Below are 16,368 nucleotides of genomic sequence, written 5' to 3'. Positions count from 1 at the left end.
ACCCATGACCGCGCGCGGCTGGAGCTACTGGTCAAGGAACAAGCTGGAGATCCTCCAGGGCTACCTGCCCGCGTTCAACCAGGCCGCCAAGTCCGTCGAGGAACGAATCTACCTCGACCTGATGGCGGGCGAGCCCGAGAACTTCGACCGGGACACTGAGAAGAAGTTCGACGGGTCCGCGCGCATCGCCTTGTCAACGACCCCGTCCTTCACTCGGTTCGCGTTCGGGGAGTTGCCGCCCCGCGCAGCCAGGATCAAGGCCGATCTTGAGGCGCGGCATCCCGGGGCGCCGTTCCGTATCTACCCGGGTGACTGCAACGTCACGGTCAAGCGCATGCTCGCCGATCTCAATGACGTCCGCTGGGCACCGATGTTCGCCTTCCTCGACCAGCAGGCAGCCGAGCTGCACTGGGAGACGATGGCGACGCTCGCTGCTTTCCGGAAGGGGAAGTTCAAGTCAGAGCAGTGGATCTTGTGGTCGCCGGCGATGATCGTGAAGGGCGCCACGGGTAGCAACGGCGACGCGTTCGCAGACCGGGTGGACCGCATGTACGGGTCCGACCGGTGGCGAAAGATCCTGGGCGCGCGACAGGCCGACTCGATCACGGCCAGCGACTTCCGTGCCGAGATGGTCAATCTGCTGCGCTGGCAGTTCGAGACCGAGCTCGGCTACCGGCACACGATCCGGATCCCGATGACGATGAAGACCGGCACCGCGCTCTACGACATGGTCTTCGCCACCGATCACGAGGCCGGCCTGAAGATCATGTCCCACCTCTACAAGAAGGCCGCCGAGCGAGAGCCGCGTATGAGGCAGGAGGCACTGGACGCGCAGTCGGGCCAAGAGGCGCTCTTCGGCGACTACGCCGGGCCGCTGCCCGAATGGAAGAGCGAGCCCTGCTGGGATCCGTCCGAGCGCCCGTGGTGGCGCTAGACGCCTGCTGCCGCCAACGCTGGCATGTCGTCCCAGGTCCGGCCATCGAGCTCGCGGCCGTTGGCCTTCGGCGTCCGGCCACCCCACTGCTTGAAGAAGAACGCGACGTCGGCGCGGAGGCACTGGTCGCGGATGTCCTCGACCCACTCAGGGGCCATCGGTCGGGCATGCAGGCCCGACTCGCCACCGGCGATCACCCAGTCGATCTGCTCGAGGTTCAGCCCCGGCATGGCCGTCAGGAGCGGCTCGCAGGATAGAAATCTCGTGGCTGCCGGCGTCGCCCGTAGGTGGTCGATGCGGTCGACGACGTCGAGGGATTCTACCGAGACGCCCATCCAAAGGTTGTCGGGCCAGTCGAGCTTGTCGGCGACCCGTGCCATGCGGTGCGCGCGCTTCGTCAGCACCTGGTAGGTGTGACGCGGCGTCTCGCGCATGACGTCGAAGATGTCGCGGATGAAGTCCAGCGGGACCTTGGCGTGGAAGAGGTCGCTCATGGAGTTCACGAAGACGACCTTCGGGGAGCGCCAGCGGTAGGGCTGATCGAGCGAGGACGGGTGGAGCGTCACCGCGAACCCGGGTCCAGACGTTCGCGGGTCGCCGTCGTTCTTGTACTTCTCGGCGCCCATCGCCTTCAGTCGCTTCGCCAGAGTCAGCGCGTAGCAGTTGTCGCAGCCCGCGGCGACACGGTCACACCCGGTCACGGGGTTCCAAGTGACCTCGGTCCACTCAATCGCGCTGTGCGTCGCCATGGTTCACCACCCCTCTTCGGACACCGTAGCCGCCCAGAGGACGGCACCGGCGGGAAACGCCGTCTGCATCAGCAGTCACATTGGGCACTCCTGTCAAGCAGCATCGGCTCCTGCGCTTTTCTCGGGGCTCGATCGACTTGCCCCTCGCCCGGTCGAGTGCCGAGATCCTCGGATAGGCCGACCGACCGGGAGGCGAAGCCCTCCGACAGCCGATGCAAGCGAGGTCAGGCATGCCAGGATGGCGAACTTGATCGCATCCCATGCAAGCAGCAGGACGACGATGTTGAGCAAACCCGGGGCGCCAGCATCGATTGCCAGGTGGAGTGTGTGAACCGAAAGGGCGCACGCGAATGCGAGAGCGCCAAGGGCGACCGCCATGCGGATCGTTGGGCGAGCCGATTGAACACGTCGGATCAGGACGTTGGACGGCGCATAGGCCTGGAGCAGGCCGTACGACAGGGTCGCAAGGATGATGACGGGCAACGCGATGAGCAGCAGCAACATCCCTGACCTCCGGGGCTGGGTGATGACGAACCCTGCTTAGGTCAAGTCGCCCGTGTCGCCGAGCCAAACCGGGCCGCTTTGTGGATGGAGACGCCAAGGATGGTCCTATCGGGCGGAAACGGCCCGAAGATCGGCGACAACTTTGCGTCCGGCCGGCGTTGACTCAGCGGCGCTGTCCGCGGCACGTCGTGCGGCTTGTACGGCACGACGACGATCCGCCCGTTGTGCATCGGCCGTCGCTCCTCCTCCGACGGGCAAGTCCGAACTGACCTTGTATCGGTCGCGGTACGCCGCGACTGTGGCCGCGGCGAGCATCCAGGGCGTCTGATCCTTCGGATCGGTCGGCGGCCTTCCCAGTCGGCGAGCCCAGGGTGCGCCCGCGTCCACAGCTGCCGCCGCGAGTGCGAGGGCCCGGGCCTCGATGAGCTCGGCCCGTTCGCCGATCGCCTGGCGGTCCTCAGCGGACATCTCCCCCAGCGGCTCAGGGATCAGCCCCGCGATCAAGCGCGGGCGCAGCCGGCAGCCCCGGGGCGGGGATGCGGCTGCCTGCTCGACCCGGTAGCGAAGCACTGCGGCGATGTCTTCAGCATCGTCCAGCGCGTTCTGCCCGACCACACGCGGAACCAGCTTCTCGAGGTCGTGATGATAGGCCTCGGCCCGGCGGAGGGACGCGGTGAGCGGTCCGAAGGCGCTTGACTGGACTACCGCTTCGTGCTGTTCAGGCGTGAGGCCGGACCGCCGTAGGAGTTCCAGGAAGCGATCGCGTTGGACGTCTGCCGCAAGGGTCTCGAGTTCGGCCGCGAGGCGGTCGATGCCGCCATGGATGGCGTACTCGGCCTCCATCGTCTGGTGCGCGGACATGCTTGCGCCGCTGTGCTGGAGCACCCCGAAGAGCACGGTGCGAGCCGTGACGTCGTCTGGCCCGGGAGTCGAGTGACTGTCGTCCGGCTGGTCGAGAGCTACGTAGGCGATGTTCGACTCCCGGCCGCGGCTCATGGACACGTAGAGGTTCTCTCTGGTCGTCGTCGGTGTGACGACGACGTGGGAGGTGTCGACGGTGATGCCCTGAGCCCGATGAGCGGTGACGGCGTAGCCCAGGTCGACGTACTCGCCCACGTAGTCAGGCGGCAGCACCGCCCTTCCTCGACGTCGCGGGTCGAGCCGGTCGACCAGCACGGAGCCGTCGCGGCGAATGTCGACCACGCGCCAGCGGTCACCGTTCTTGACCCAGCCACCACCGGAGGTCCGGAGGGTGCGCTCGTTGCGCCGCGTGATGACCACATCCCCAACCGAGGCGCTGTTGCCTGCGGCCAGTGGGATCTCACGACCATCGACGGCGCCGTCGAGCAGGAGCCGTTCGGCGCGGGCCCGCTCGTTCAGAGTTCGCACGGCGTGGGATGACTCAGTCACGAGGATGCTGGCCTTGCCGGCGCTGCAGTCCGCGCGCCATGCCTCGTAGGCCCGGTCGAGCATCTCGTCGGTCAGTCCTTCGCGGACTCGCTTCTGGCGGATGTACGTCGAGATGACCTCGACCTCACCCCGACGAAGGGCGAGGGATGCGTGCCTCTCCCACTCGTTGACGAAGCGATGGACGTCGGTCAGCTCCGGGGCGTCGGTACGGCGGCCGACCAGCAGCGCGAAGGCGCCCCCCGCTTCGACGGACTGAAGCTGATGGGGGTCACCGACGAGCAGGACCTTGGCTCCGGCCGCCTCTGCTATGCCACTGATCCGGTCGAGCGTGGTCGTTCCCGCGAGCGTGGCCTCGTCGATGATCACCAACTGCCCGGCGCGCAGGTCCGTGCGTCCGTTGTCGTACTCATGCAGCCACTTCGCTGTGTTGTCACAGGTGACCCCGAGGTCGTCGGCCAGTGCCTGCGCAGCTGTCGCGGACGGCGCCAGACCGATGACGCTGCGCTGCCCGTGCTCGATGATCCACGCGGCGCGGAGGGCGCGCATCGTTGTCGTCTTGCCGGCGCCCGCGGGGCCAACGAGCAGGTCCAGGTTCCGTCCGGACGAGGTGATGCTCTCGAGTGCGGTCCGCTGTTGAGTGCTGAGTCGACCGTTCGAATGCCTCACCACGCGCGCCAGTGTGCTGCGGCGTACGGTCGGCGCGGTCGTGGCTTCGGAGCGGTCCAGGAGACGTGCTTCTGCCTCGATGATCGCGGTCGAGGAGTACTTGGCCGCGTGCCGCTGCCGGAAGAGGCTCGTGCCGTCCTCCCGCTGGAATCGGATCGGGCTGCTCGCGAGCTCCGGCGGGGTCAGCGACACCGACTGACGCTGGGCGGCCTCGACAACCATCGCGACGACCGCCTCGCGGTCCGAGGTGGTCGCGAACCGGAGGTCCATCGCCTGCTTCGACGCCTCCGCCATGAGGTTCCAGTGATTCCACACCGCCCGCTTGACCTCGACGACGGCCACGACGTCGGCTGCGATGGCCTCTGCCGCTGCCAAGGGAACGTCGTCGACGGCGAGCGGAGTGCCTCCGGCGCTCAGGAGTGTTGCGGCCCAGGCTGTTGCATCGGCACCCACGCGCTCGGAGGCTCGCCGCCGCCAGTCAGCGGTGAGGTCGGCGAGGGACCGCAGCTCCTTGGGTGGGCGGGTGGCCAGGGTGGCCTGGGCGCGGAGCTCGACGATGACCTTGGGCGACGGCATCCGACCGTGCCGTGCGACGTACTCCCCGATGAGCTCGTCCTTCTTGAGCTCGATTTCGCGGGTGCGGCTCGAGAACTCGGCGATGAGCTCATCGCTGACGCCGACGACCTCCCACTGCGGATTTCGGTCGGCGCTGCGTTCGCGAAGTTCCCAATCGATCCCGATGTCGCGGCTGAGCCGGTCGGCCAGCAGCCCGTTGTAGTGCGCGGACAGTCCCGTGACGGAGGAGAACACCGGACGGCCGTCGAGGCTTCGCCAGCGCCCGTCCATCACCGTCAGCACCTTGTTGGACACCACCACGTGGGTGTGGAGCTGAGGATCCCCGGCGCGGGAGTCGAAGTGGTCGTAGGCCACCGCAGCCACCCCGGCGACGCTGACTTGAGCCACGGCGCCATCGCTGTCGGAGATACCCGCCCGAGTCGCGGCTACCTCCCGCTCGAAGAAGGCGATGACGTCGGCGACGGCCGCGTGATGTGCATCCGCGATCTGCTCCTGGGTGGCCGCGTCGGCGACTGCCCATAGCACCGACACCGACTTCGGGACGCTGAAGGTGAGATCGAAGCCAGCCACTGCATGGCGCATGCCGGCGGCTGTCTCCTCGGCTTCGATCCTGCTCGTCTCGGCTGCGCAGTCCTCCTGGATCATCTCCGGGTCGAGAGCCGCCACTCGCTCGTCGATGCGGTCCGCCAGACGCTTGTAGGTCGGATACGCGCGTCCGAGCTGCTCCCCCGTGATCGGGTCTCGCCCCATGCCGATCAGCAGCGCGAGCTGCTCCTCGGTCACCTGCATCCCTGCGCCGAGCTGGCCGTTTCCGAAGGCCCGAACTCCCGAGCCGAGCCAGCGACCTGGCGGCGTCCCGACCTCCGAGTAGTACCGGGTGAGTGACGTCGACAATGCTCTGCTGCCGTCGCCCGCGGCGACACTGCGCAGCAGGTACTGGTAGCCGCTTCCCGCGGACATACGACGCAGCGAGACCGTCACGGCCGTTTCCTTTCCACAGCCCTCAGGTGCGCTTGTCCATCCACAGAGATTGGCGGAGGGGTCGTATCCATTCGGGTCGAATGCCCCGGACTCTCGACGGGAGGATGTGATGCTCCTATTGGCCGGCAGGGCCCGGGGGTCGAGGTGCAGCCGCGCCGGCAGCCGGCCCCTCGTTCTAGGGTTTCGTGCTGTGCCCCTTATCGCTCTGGATCTCGATGGAACCCTGGTCGATCAAGCGTCCGCAGCAAGAGCGTGGGCGTCCGGGTTCGTTGACGAGTGGGGGCTCTCGTCGGCTGAGGTCGACGTTGTCGCAGTAGCCCTGACCGCTCGTCGTCCGAAGGGTGAGGTCTTCAGTACGCTCGTCGATCGGCTTGGCCTGTCGACCACGGCCGACAGGGTTTGGGGCGACTACCGCTCGAAGATGCCGTCGCTCGTGACTGTCACGGATGACGATCGGAGCGCCCTCGCCGACCTTCGGGCTGCCGGTTGGACCATCGGCATTGTCACCAACGGCATGGTCGACAACCAGGAGGGCAAGATTCGTCGCACGGGCCTCGATGCCCTCGTCGACGGGTGGGTGGTGTCCGACGCGGTCGGTGCGCGGAAGCCGCTCCCTGCGATCTTCGAGGCTCTGGCCACCAGACTCGGTTGTGCGCTTGAGGGCTGGATGATCGGCGACAGTCTCGAACTCGATGTCGCAGGTGGGGCCGCGGTCGGGCTGAGCACCGTGTGGCTCGACGATGGATCCGACCCGACGGGCTATCACCCGGATCTGGTCGTCGACTCGGTAGCGGCTGCGGTGAGGACCATTCTGGATGGCCAGCCGAGTGCTCCGCGGCTCTGAGCCAGGCACCGCAGGTCTGGGGTGGTCCGCGCCTCCCGATCCCGACGTCAAGTTTGCCTCGGACTCTGACTGAGCGAGCGGTCGGCGATGTAGCTGCGCCAGTCGCGGGCTGCCAGGCGTGCCCAGTCGGCGGCGTTCTTGTGGCTGATGCCGATGAGGTCGCCCAGGACGGGTGCGGGGATGTCGGCGGCCAGTTGGAAGAGGGTGGCCTTGCGTCCCTCGTAGGGCTTGAGCCCGATCGCGACGAGTTGCTTGCGGATGTTCTCGGTGGCGATGTGTCGTCCGGGGCTTCCGCCGGGGAAGAGCCACCCGGTGTCGCGTGATGCATGAAGGCTCATCCCGCGTTCGGTGAGATGGCCTGCGATCAGGTTGTCCAGTGGCGGCGGCATCGCGATGGCGGTGTTGTTGAACGTGACGTGGAGCAGGCCATCGGCGTGACTGATCTGGCTGGTCTTCATCGCGACGATGTCAGCCATTCGTTGAGCGAACAGCAGGGTGAACAGGCCCGCGATGCGGGTGTAGGGCTTGATGCTCGGATCGTGTAGGAGTTGGTCGATGAGCTCCCATCGGTGGTCCTCGCCGACGGTCACGGCAGGGTCGGGCCGCTGCGGCTGGGTCGGCAACCGGATCCTCGGGTTCACGCCGGTCGTTCGCAGCCATCGAATGAATCCGTGTTCCCCGCAGAGGCGTCCTCGGCTGTGGACGTAGTGGTCCAGGTTGGCTTGGGTCGCGGTCTGCGCGGTGACGCCGAGTCCGTCGAAGTACGCGAGGACCTTGCTCGCTATGCGGACCCGATGTCGTGCCGCGTCGGCAGTCCCGCGGCTCAAGCGCCCCACGCTTGCGGAGTGACGCATCTGCTTCATCACGTGCCATCGCCCGAAGCGGCGCAGGAGTTCTCGGTGGCGCTCGGGCACCGTGTCGAGGAAACCGTCGAGCCATGGGCCCATCCGTTCGATGTACGGATCGAAGGGCTCGAGCACTCCGACGGCAGCGAGGAGGTGCCGTAGGTAGCCGTGCGCAAGATCTTGGGGCAGTCCGCGGAACGTGTCGTGAGTGATCGGGACCTCGCCGCGGGCCATCTGGCCGAGCAACACCGCGCCCACGCCAGGCTTCTTGCGCAACCACCAGATCGTGGTCTGGGGCCGTTCGGACTCGATCAGGGTGTCGAACACAGGCTGCAGCCGACTATTGACCTCACCAGTGGTGGGATCGGTCAGCAGCGCGCTAAGACGCTCGCGCAAGAAGCAGCGGGCGCACCGGTGCCGGCCGTAGAGATGCTCTTCGCTTCCACACTCTCGGCAGGCGAACGGCGACGCGACGCCCGCGCAACCGGCGCAGACGACGAGCTGATCGTCGAGGAATGCCAGCGGGCGTCGCACGCGACAGACCGGACACGGCGCCGGGTGGTAGTGCCGTCTTCGGCCGCAGCCCAGACAGAGCGCTCCCTGCGGCACCTCGTATCGCTGCCAGTTGGTTGCCTTGCCGCAGATCCAGCAGTCCGGATCGTCGGCTTCACTCACCCGGTCGACGGACCTTGGCGCGGATCGGGCGCAGGTTGCCGATCCCGGGTCCGGCGTCGTTGACCGCGGCCGGTGCGACGGCCTGTTCGACGCGCATCTCGATGAGGTCGTTGGGGGTGCAGTCCAAGATGTCGCACAACGCTGCGAGTAGATCCAGGTTGATCCGCTGCGGCGTCTTGGTCACGACACGGTGGATCATCTGCCGCGAGAGCTCCACCCCCCGCTCGTGCAGCGGTTCGAGCAGGTCGCTGGTCGCGAACATGCCCTGCTCGGCCATGAGCTGGCGCAGGTTCCACCGCGCCACCATCTTGTTTCCAGACATCACTGCTCCTCGGTTTCGTGGACTCGGTAGACGCGCGCGAGCGCAGCCTGAAGGGTCTTGGTCTTGAAGTCGTTGGACACCGACGTGTAGATCGCCGTGGTCGAGGCGTACGAGTGGCCGACCTGCTCGGTGACGAACCGCTCGGGGTAGCCGAACTCGATCAGGTGCGTGACGTAGGAATGCCGCAGGCAATGCAGCGTGAGATCAGCAGACAGTCCGGCGCCCTGGCGTAGGGATGCGAACCGTCGGTCCACGGTCTTCAACGCCACCCGTTGCCGACGTTCGGTAAGCCACAACTCGCCGCGCTTCCCGGGAGCCAACAACGGCCGGGCTTCCTCGACCCACTGACGCAGCCCGTCGATGACCCAGTCGAACTCCGGGACGGCCAGCACCGTGCGGCGGCGGGGCGCGCTGCCCCGGCTGGACTTGCCATAGCGCACATGCATGGCCGCGTAGGTGCCCCATTGGGGCATCGCTGCGTTGGGTCGCAGGTCCGCGACATCGAGGAAGCACAACTCGCGGCGGCGTAGCCCGAACGCGTAGGCGGTCTTGATCATCTGCGCGTCGCGCAGCGCCGCGAGTGCGCCCTTCTTGCCGGACCGGGCAATCCGATCGACCCTGTCATCGAGGTAGTCGAACAACGTCTGGACTTCGTCGTAGTTGAACGGACGACGCTCCGGGCGGCCCTCGTACTCCGCCAGGTGCACAGCGGTGTTGAAGTCATGACAGACCTGCGAGGGGATCTGGTCGAAACGTGTCTCGCACTGAACGACCCAGTCGTAGCGCCCGTCGAGCAGGTAGTCGCAGAAGAGCTTCAGGCTCACGTGGTGGCCGCGGATCGTCGACGGCGCGAGCTTCGCGTCGCCGCTCATCAAGGACATCGTGAAGTCTTCGACATCGCCCGCGTTCCACTCCCATGGATAGGACCCGGCGAAGGCAGCGAACCGGCGGATCAGCGCCAGTCGCGCTGCCACCGTGGCGTCGCCCAACAACCGAGACTTCTGCTGCCGCTCCCACCCCGACACCATCGCTGCGAAGACCGCTGCGGGCTCGTCCAGGTGCACCACGCCGGCTGCCAGCGACAGCGGAACAGCACCCGGAACGTCCATCACGCACCCTCGATCGCCGTAAACTTAGATGCGACATTGACAACGTCAAGTTACCACGGCGATCTGATACCGCTCCCCAGCAGCGAGAACGCCCGTCGTCGTCCACAGGCCACTTGGAACTCGCCCCTCCCAGCGATCGGATTCGGTCAACCTGGAGTTGATTCGCGGCCTTTCCCCTCGATCTGCAATCCGTGTGAAGGCGAGAAGGGCTGAGGTGGAGGAACGTGGCGGACAGGGCGTAGGGCGCGGGCAAGCGCGGGGTGGCGAGGTAGAAGGCGTGGCAGGGACCAGGAGGAGAAGGAAGGCTCAAGAGGAAGGGGTGAGGTCGGGACGGTTGGAAGGCGGAGAGCACCTGAGCGGTGCCCCGGAAGGCGAAATGACTGGGTGCCAAATCCAAATTCGGGCTTTACGATGAGGCGCAGACGGCGCTCGGGATCCGTCCCCAGCGGCGTCCGCCTCCTCAGTCACATGCAGGAGGGACAGGAACCGCATGATGAATCGACTCGGGCTGATCTCCTGGGCGACCGGCACACTGATGTTGGCCGCGGTCTCCTCCTGTGGCGGCAGCGACACCGATCCCCCGGCGACCGCCGAGCCGTCGTCGACGTCACCGAGCTCACCGACGACGAGCGCCTCGCCGAGCTCCCCATCCGACGCGGCGAGCGCTGATGCAACCGACATAGTCCGGAACTACTTCACGGTGGTCGACCAGCTCCGCAGCGATCCTGGGGCCGATCTCAAGAAACTGAGGTCCGTCGCGACGAGCGCGCAGCTGAACGCGGTCACCACCCTCATCGACCGATCGCGCGACGAGGGACAAAGGCAGACCGGCACGACAGCCATCAACGAGCTGCAGGTCCAGTCAGTGACCCTCGACAACTCCAACCCGAAGGCGGGCAAGGTGCCGACGGTCGTCATCGACGTCTGCTGGGACGTCAGCAAGGTCGACGTGCTCGACACGAGTGGCAAGTCGATCGTCTCCCCCGACCGCCCGGACACCGGGTGGACGCGTTACACCGTCGCGAACTACAAGTACGCCGCTGACCCGACCGGCGGCTGGCGCGTGGCGACGGGCCAGGACCTCAAGCAGACGCCATGTGCCGCATCCTGACTCGCCTCCTCCTGACCGCGCTGACCGCCGCCGGCCTCTTCGTCCTCGTCCACGCTCCGTCATACGCGGACACGGTGTGCTCGCAGACCGACCCGGCCACGGGCGAGTGCCTCATCTGGATCGAGGTCCCGGGCACTCCGGGGACGCCAGGGGAGCCCGGTGACGACGGGCCACAGGACACCGGCAGCGGAGCCGCCTGCTACTGGGACGGCACCAGCCAAGGCATCACAAAGCCTCCGCCCGGGCCGGTGCCCTGCTCCTCGACCGCTGGCTACTGGTCGAACAGCTACCACTGCTACATCAGTCCAGTCGAGCCCCAGCCGCCCGCGGGCGACCCCAGCTGGCAGGGTCACGAACCCGGGGACGGCGCGGTCTACAACTGCTACCAGCCGCAGACCGGCCTCCTCATCACCATCTGGTCGCAGGACCCGCCGCCGAACTCCGGCACCGGACCAACCCCGCGCGAGGTAGCGCAGATCGCGATCGAGGAGATGCATCTGTCCGCTATCAACATCGGCATCGCGCCCGAGCCGGGTCCGGAGAGCGTCGGCCTTGTCGGGATGCCCGTCTGGATGTGGGCCAAGGACCCGAACGCCCACACCGTCGGGCCCATCACTGAGAGCGCCTCCGCCGGGGGCATCACAGTCACGGCCACCGCGAAGGTCCTCCACATCACCTGGGACATGGGGGACGGCGCCGAGGTCATCTGCGACACGGCGGGCACGCCGTACAAGCCGTCGTACGGGAGGGAGGACTCCCCCGACTGCGGCCACACCTACACGAAGTCGAGCGCGCACGAGACCGATGACGCCTACACAGTCACGGCCACGTCGAGCTGGGTCATCACGTGGTCGGGCGCCGGCCAGACCGGAACGATCCGGCTCGACGGCCTCAACCGCTCGACACAGATCAGGATCGGCGAGGCGCAGGTGCTCGTGAACTGACGAGCTGCGCGGGAGGTACGACGAAGTGTCCACAACTGCCCGAGAGGACCGGAGGACCGGCCCGCGCCCCTCCGCGCCGGAGACCACCGCCAGCATCACTCCCCCGCCCAAGCTCCGGAGACGCCCGGCGCTCGTCGTGGCCGCGGTCATCGTGACGGCGCTCGGCTGCCTTCTCGGCGCGTGGGCCTGGAGCGCGACGACGAACACCCAGGAGGTGCTTGCCGCCCGCGACACGATCCACCGCGGTGAGATGATCGAGGCAGAGGACATCCAACGGATCCGTATCAGCGCCGACCCGGCTCTCTCGCCGCTACCCGCTTCGGCGTTCGACGATGTCGTCGGGCAGCGGGCAGCTCTCGACATCGCGGCTGGCGGCCTGCTCACGAACGAGTCGACGGCCGAAAAGCCGCTACCTCCGCAAGGCCAGTCGATCGTCGGGATCTCTCTGACACCCGCGCAGGTCCCCGGAATGCCGCTGTACGGCGGCCACAAGGTCCGCATCATCGTCACCCCAGGCGACAACGGCGAGGCGCCGGCAAACGCCCCGGCATTCACCGTCGCCGAGGTCGTCGGCACTTACCTGGACGAGACAACAGGCAACACGGTCGTCAACGTCCTGGTGCCTTATGCGGACGCGGGTGTCCTTGCCGCACGAGCCGCCACCGGGAACGTCGCCTTGGTGCTGGACTCGGGGACCGAATGATGGCTGTCATCTGCCTGACCTCCGCATCCGGATCGCCCGGCGTGACGACAACGTCCGTCGGCCTCGCGTTCTGCTGGACGCGCCCTGTGCTTCTCGTCGAGGCCGATCCGACCGGCGGCTCGGGGATTCTTGCCGGATTCATGAAGGGCACGACGCCGTACGACGCGGGACTGGTCGAGCTGGCGCTCTCGCCGCTGGGCACGGCGGATGCGCTACGGGACGTCGTCCGGCCACTGAGCCCGAACGTCTCGCTCGTCGCGGGAACGCGGACACACGCTCAGGCGGCGGCACTACGCGACGTGTGGGAACCACTCGCCTCGGCCTTGCGCGAACTCGAAGCGAGCGGGCAGGACGTCATCGTCGATGCCGGCAGGCTCGGACTGACGGGGTCGCCCCAGCAACTCCTGGACTCGGCTGACGCAACCGTGCTGGTCACTCGCGCCAACCTGCCGGCGATCTCGGCGGCACGCTCGTGGGCGGAAACCGTCCGCCAGCCCGGGACCGGGTGGCGACACCCGGGCCTGCTCCTGATCGGCGAGGGGCAGCCCTACCGAGACACCGAGGTCTCCAAGGTGCTCGGCATGCCGGTAGTCGCCGACCTCCCCGACGATCCGGCGGCGGCCGCTGTCTATCACCGCGGCGCGCGCCCGCCCCGCCAGTTCGAGACCGGACCCTACGTCCGGGGGCTCCGGGCATTAGCTGAGTCGGTCCAGGCGCACGTCGCACGCAGTCGGTTCGCTCTCGTCGAGGAGGCGGCACAGTGACCGAGGCCTCCCGTTACCGGAGCGAGTACGGCGACCTCTCGCGCCTGCCGCTGTTCAGCCAGTCGACCAACGGCACGGCGTCAGCAGCCGCCAAGCTCGGCTCTCCGGTCACCGCTCCCCCGCCATCGGGCCCCGACGTCGAGTGGTCCGTCGTGTCAGAACTGCGCGCTCGAGCGTCCGAGCAGCTGAGCCAGGCCGTCGCCTCAGACCGCAGCCGCCTCGACAAGGCAGCTCAACAGGAGCTCGGCCGTTCGATCGTCCTGGACCTCATCGAGTCCGCGATGGCCGACGACGTCGACGCCGGCCGCGGCGCATGGAGCCCCGCGCGCCAGCAGGCGACGGCGCAGGCTGTCTTCGACTCCCTCTTCCGCCTTGGCCGACTGCAGCCCCTGGTCGACAACGACGACATCGAGAACATCGTCATCGTCGGCCACGACAACGTCCTCCTCGAACTGGTCGACGGCACCCTGATCGATGGCCCACCGGTCGCTGACTCCGACCAGGAGCTCATCGACTTCCTCGTCTTCCTTGCCTCGCGCAGCGAGGTCAACGCTCGCTCCTTCTCCGAGGCACAGCCGCGGCTCCATCTGCGGTTGGACGGCGGCTCCCGCCTGGCCGCCGCAGCCTGGGTTACGCCCCGTCCATCAGTCGTGATCCGCCGACACCGGCTGATGCAGGTCACCCTCGACGATCTCGTCGCCAGAGAGATGATGACGCCGACCGCGGCATCGTTCCTGCGGGCCGCTGTCCGTGCGCGGCGCTCGATCGTCGTCGCCGGCGCCCAGGGGGCGGGCAAGACAACCCTGGTCCGGGCGCTCTGTGCCGAGATCGATGCCATGGAGGCGATCGGCACCTTCGAGACCGAGTACGAGCTGCACCTCCACGAACTCGGCCGCCACAAGGTCGTCCACGCGTGGGAGGCACGCCCGGGATCCGGAGAGCGTGGGCCTGATGGCCGCCAGGCTGGCGAGTTCACTCTCGACGAGGCGCTCGTCGACTCCTTCCGGTTCAACCTCTCCCGCCAGATCGTCGGCGAGGTCCGGGGCAAGGAGATCTGGGCGATGATCAAGGCGATGGAGTCCGGGACGGGCTCCATCTCGACGACGCACGCGGCTGACGCCGTGTCGGCCGTCCGCAAGCTCGTCACGTGCGCGATGGAGGCTGGTCCTCACGTCACCCAGGGGCTCGCGACAAGCAAGCTCGCGGCCACAGTGGACCTGATCGTCCAGCTGAGCATGGAGACCAAGGCCGTCCCCGGCGGCGCGCAGCGGACGAGACGGGTCGCCGAGATCATCGCCCTTGCCCCCGGCGAGAAGGAGGTCGGGTACGCGACCACCCACGTCTTCCGTGCCGATGCGTCAGGTGTCGCCGTACCGGACGTGCTTCCGGACGAGTACCGCGCACTGGCCCACTACGGCTTCGACCTCGCGGGGTACCTCTCGACCCAGCCGTACGGAGCCCAGCCGTGAGCCCCCTGATTCCCGCCCTCGCAGGTGGACTGGTCGCCATCGGCATCCTCGGTATTGCCCTCGGCCTGCTACCGACAGCCGAGCCACCTCGCAAAAAGCGCATAGCCCGAGGCCGCCGCGTCAACCTGACCTCGCGCACCCGGATGCTGCTTCTGACCGGCGTCGGGCTGGGCGTCCTCGGCTGGATCATCACCGGCTGGATACTCGCTCTGGTCATTGCGCCTGTGGCGGTCATCGGACTGCCGGCTCTGCTGGGCGCTCCGCCCGCCGCCACCCAGATCAACCGACTCGAAGCGATGGAGGAATGGACGCGTTCGCTCTCCGGTGTCCTCACCGTCGGAATCGGGCTCGAGCAGGCACTGGTCGCGACACTGCGCTCCACTCCGGCGCCGATCAGTCCTGAGGTCAGCCGACTCGTCGCTCGCCTTCGTGCCCGATGGGACACCGAGACGGCGCTCAGGGCCTTCGCGGACGAGCTCGACGATGCGACAGGCGACCTGATCGCGGCGAACCTCATCCTCGGAGCACGCCGCCGCGGCGCCGGGCTCGCGAGCGTTCTCGAGGGGCTCGCAGAGTCGGTCGCGGCCGATGTACGGGCCCGCCGCCAGGTGGAGGCCGATCGAGCCAAGCCTCGCGCGACCGCTCGATGGGTGACACTCATCAGCGCCAGCGTGCTGGTTGTCCTTGCGCTCTCCGGCCAGTACGTCGAGCCGTACGCGACCGCCATCGGCCAGGTGATCCTCGTCGTGCTCCTCTCGGCGTACGTCGGCACCCTGATCTGGATGCGACGCATGGCTACCGGCAAACCGCTGCCGCGCTTCCTCGAGACTCGACCCGATGCGGTGGCGACGCCATGATCACGGGTCTCCAGTTGGCGGTCCTGTCCGGCGGCCTGATCGGCCTCGGGCTCGCTCTGGTCGTCGCGCGGCTCTTGCCCGCGGAGCCGGACCTCGCGGACGCGTTGGAGCGGGTCTCCTCGACGCGCAACCGCGCGAACACGAGGGCTTCGGCGGCGCGGACTGGCAAGGAACGGCTCGGGCTCTGGGGCATGCGGGTGCTGCCTCCCGGAGTGTGGGTGCGGACGCCGACCCACGAGCTTGCCCTGCTCCGGATATCCGTCGCGCAGTTCTACGGCGAGAAGCTCACCTTCGCGGGCCTCGGTCTCCTCATCCCGCCCGGGCTCACGCTGCTCTTCAACTCGCTCGGCCTCGGCCTTCCACTTCAGATCCCGGCGCTCGCGTCGATCGGCCTCGCGGCCGTCATGTTCTTCATCCCGAACTACAACGCGCTCGATGAGGCGCGGAAGGCGCGCGTCGAGTTCGCCCGCGCCCTCGGCGCCTACATCGACCTGGTCGCCCTCGAAAGGCACAACGGCATCGGTGTCCGACAGGCCATGGAAGCGGCGGCGGAGGTCGGCGACTCCTGGGTCTTCACCCGGCTCGCGGAGGAGCTGACGCGGTCGCGCTGGTCGGGCCTCCCGCCTTGGGATGCATTGCACACCTTGGCAGAGGAGCTCGGACTGCCCGAGCTCGACGACTTCGCCGACATCATGCGGCTCTCCGGCGAGGAGGGAGCGAGCGTGTACGCCACCCTGCGTGCCCGATCCGCCGCCATGCGCACGGCGATGCTCAACGAAGAGATCGCCCAGGCGAACGCCGTCGGCGAGCGGATGACCATCCCCGGCTCGCTGCTCGGCGTCATCTTTATGGCCCTGCTCGTTGCCCCCTCATTGCTTCGCATGTTCACGACCTCGTGAAACGGA

15 protein-coding genes and 1 pseudogene are annotated in these 16,368 nt (G+C 67.7%); 9 read left to right on the top strand and 7 right to left on the bottom strand.

Annotated elements, in window-relative coordinates:
• The first annotated feature begins 4 nt into the window (after positions 1-4).
• Positions 5-934, top strand: a complete 930-nt coding sequence (locus H0488_RS01435) for a three-Cys-motif partner protein TcmP (protein ID WP_145725766.1) — start codon at positions 5-7, stop codon at positions 932-934.
• On the opposite strand, the gene H0488_RS01430 is transcribed toward H0488_RS01435, so the two are convergent.
• The 4 genes and pseudogenes from H0488_RS01430 to mobF form a co-directional block, all read right to left on the bottom strand.
• The gene (locus H0488_RS01430; protein WP_145725765.1) at positions 931-1,683 is read right to left on the bottom strand and encodes a DUF5131 family protein; all 753 of its coding nucleotides are present in this window, start codon (positions 1,681-1,683) and stop codon (positions 931-933) included. The two genes, H0488_RS01435 and H0488_RS01430, sit on opposite strands and share 4 nt — an antisense overlap.
• A 93-nt stretch (positions 1,684-1,776) precedes the next feature.
• Positions 1,777-2,187 carry a hypothetical protein gene (locus H0488_RS01425; protein ID WP_145725764.1) on the bottom strand — a complete coding sequence of 137 codons (411 nt, stop codon included), beginning with the start codon at positions 2,185-2,187 and terminating at the stop codon, positions 1,777-1,779.
• Positions 2,188-2,292: 105 nt separating this feature from the next.
• Positions 2,293-4,605 (bottom strand): AAA family ATPase, encoded by a 2,313-nt coding sequence (locus H0488_RS01420; protein WP_312856165.1) that lies wholly within the window; start codon positions 4,603-4,605, stop codon positions 2,293-2,295.
• A gap of 174 nt (positions 4,606-4,779) precedes the next feature.
• A pseudogene (gene mobF, locus H0488_RS24855) lies at positions 4,780-5,799 on the bottom strand (MobF family relaxase); the annotation flags it as partial.
• A gap of 211 nt (positions 5,800-6,010) precedes the next feature.
• On the opposite strand from mobF, the gene H0488_RS01415 reads away from it, so the two are divergent.
• The gene (locus H0488_RS01415; protein ID WP_183097495.1) at positions 6,011-6,664 is read left to right on the top strand and encodes an HAD family hydrolase; all 654 of its coding nucleotides are present in this window, start codon (positions 6,011-6,013) and stop codon (positions 6,662-6,664) included.
• A gap of 47 nt (positions 6,665-6,711) precedes the next feature.
• Here the strand turns inward: H0488_RS01415 and H0488_RS01410 are convergent, their stop codons facing one another.
• From H0488_RS01410 to H0488_RS01400, 3 genes are read right to left on the bottom strand one after another with little or no spacing between them, the layout of a single operon-like run.
• Positions 6,712-8,184, bottom strand: coding sequence for a hypothetical protein (locus H0488_RS01410; RefSeq protein WP_220794078.1), 1,473 nt, complete (start codon positions 8,182-8,184; stop codon positions 6,712-6,714).
• Positions 8,177-8,506: a helix-turn-helix domain-containing protein gene (locus H0488_RS01405; RefSeq protein ID WP_183097494.1), complete on the bottom strand. Its 330-nt coding sequence runs from the start codon at positions 8,504-8,506 to the stop codon at positions 8,177-8,179. Before H0488_RS01405 ends, H0488_RS01410 begins: the two co-directional genes overlap by 8 nt.
• A complete protein-coding gene (locus H0488_RS01400; protein ID WP_183097493.1) occupies positions 8,506-9,615 on the bottom strand; it encodes a tyrosine-type recombinase/integrase in 1,110 nt (369 codons plus the stop codon). The genes H0488_RS01405 and H0488_RS01400 overlap by 1 nt, the downstream gene beginning before the upstream one ends.
• 490 nt (positions 9,616-10,105) lie before the next feature.
• On the opposite strand from H0488_RS01400, the gene H0488_RS01395 reads away from it, so the two are divergent.
• The 7 genes from H0488_RS01395 (at position 10,106) to H0488_RS01365 (ending at position 16,362) form a co-directional block, all read left to right on the top strand.
• Positions 10,106-10,726 carry a hypothetical protein gene (locus H0488_RS01395; protein WP_183097492.1) on the top strand — a complete coding sequence of 207 codons (621 nt, stop codon included), beginning with the start codon at positions 10,106-10,108 and terminating at the stop codon, positions 10,724-10,726.
• Entirely contained in the window at positions 10,711-11,670 is a 960-nt protein-coding gene (locus H0488_RS01390; RefSeq protein WP_145725762.1) for a hypothetical protein, read from the top strand. The genes H0488_RS01395 and H0488_RS01390 overlap by 16 nt, the downstream gene beginning before the upstream one ends.
• Positions 11,671-11,806: 136 nt before the next feature.
• Entirely contained in the window at positions 11,807-12,373 is a 567-nt protein-coding gene (locus H0488_RS24500) for an SAF domain-containing protein (protein ID WP_261376737.1), read from the top strand.
• Entirely contained in the window at positions 12,370-13,137 is a 768-nt protein-coding gene (locus H0488_RS01380) for a MinD/ParA family ATP-binding protein (protein WP_246371292.1), read from the top strand. The genes H0488_RS24500 and H0488_RS01380 overlap by 4 nt, the downstream gene beginning before the upstream one ends.
• On the top strand, positions 13,134-14,606 hold the full coding sequence (locus H0488_RS01375) for a TadA family conjugal transfer-associated ATPase (RefSeq protein WP_145725760.1): 1,473 nt from the start codon (positions 13,134-13,136) through the stop codon (positions 14,604-14,606). Before H0488_RS01380 ends, H0488_RS01375 begins: the two co-directional genes overlap by 4 nt.
• Positions 14,603-15,463, top strand: coding sequence for a type II secretion system F family protein (locus H0488_RS01370; protein ID WP_183097491.1), 861 nt, complete (start codon positions 14,603-14,605; stop codon positions 15,461-15,463). The genes H0488_RS01375 and H0488_RS01370 overlap by 4 nt, the downstream gene beginning before the upstream one ends.
• Positions 15,460-16,362, top strand: a complete 903-nt coding sequence (locus H0488_RS01365) for a type II secretion system F family protein (RefSeq protein WP_145725759.1) — start codon at positions 15,460-15,462, stop codon at positions 16,360-16,362. The genes H0488_RS01370 and H0488_RS01365 overlap by 4 nt, the downstream gene beginning before the upstream one ends.
• Positions 16,363-16,368: the final 6 nt, after the last annotated feature.

Source organism: Nocardioides pelophilus (assembly GCF_014180685.1).
Lineage (GTDB): Bacteria > Actinomycetota > Actinomycetes > Propionibacteriales > Nocardioidaceae > Nocardioides > Nocardioides pelophilus.
Note: the sequence above shows the minus strand (reverse complement) of the source record. Positions and strands in the feature narration are given on the sequence as shown.

What these genes read in the sequence shown, in the direction of transcription:
- H0488_RS01390 (WP_145725762.1), top strand. Translation starts at nt 10,711, where the DNA reads ATGTGCCGCATCCTGACTCGCCTCCTCCTGACCGCGCTGACCGCCGCC.
- H0488_RS01405 (WP_183097494.1), bottom strand. Translation starts at nt 8,506, where the DNA reads ATGTCTGGAAACAAGATGGTGGCGCGGTGGAACCTGCGCCAGCTCATG.
- H0488_RS01380 (WP_246371292.1), top strand. Translation starts at nt 12,370, where the DNA reads ATGATGGCTGTCATCTGCCTGACCTCCGCATCCGGATCGCCCGGCGTG.
- H0488_RS01435 (WP_145725766.1), top strand. Translation starts at nt 5, where the DNA reads ATGACCGCGCGCGGCTGGAGCTACTGGTCAAGGAACAAGCTGGAGATC.
- H0488_RS01425 (WP_145725764.1), bottom strand. Translation starts at nt 2,187, where the DNA reads ATGTTGCTGCTGCTCATCGCGTTGCCCGTCATCATCCTTGCGACCCTG.
- H0488_RS01365 (WP_145725759.1), top strand. Translation starts at nt 15,460, where the DNA reads ATGATCACGGGTCTCCAGTTGGCGGTCCTGTCCGGCGGCCTGATCGGC.
- H0488_RS01400 (WP_183097493.1), bottom strand. Translation starts at nt 9,615, where the DNA reads ATGGACGTTCCGGGTGCTGTTCCGCTGTCGCTGGCAGCCGGCGTGGTG.
- H0488_RS01430 (WP_145725765.1), bottom strand. Translation starts at nt 1,683, where the DNA reads ATGGCGACGCACAGCGCGATTGAGTGGACCGAGGTCACTTGGAACCCC.
- H0488_RS01395 (WP_183097492.1), top strand. Translation starts at nt 10,106, where the DNA reads ATGATGAATCGACTCGGGCTGATCTCCTGGGCGACCGGCACACTGATG.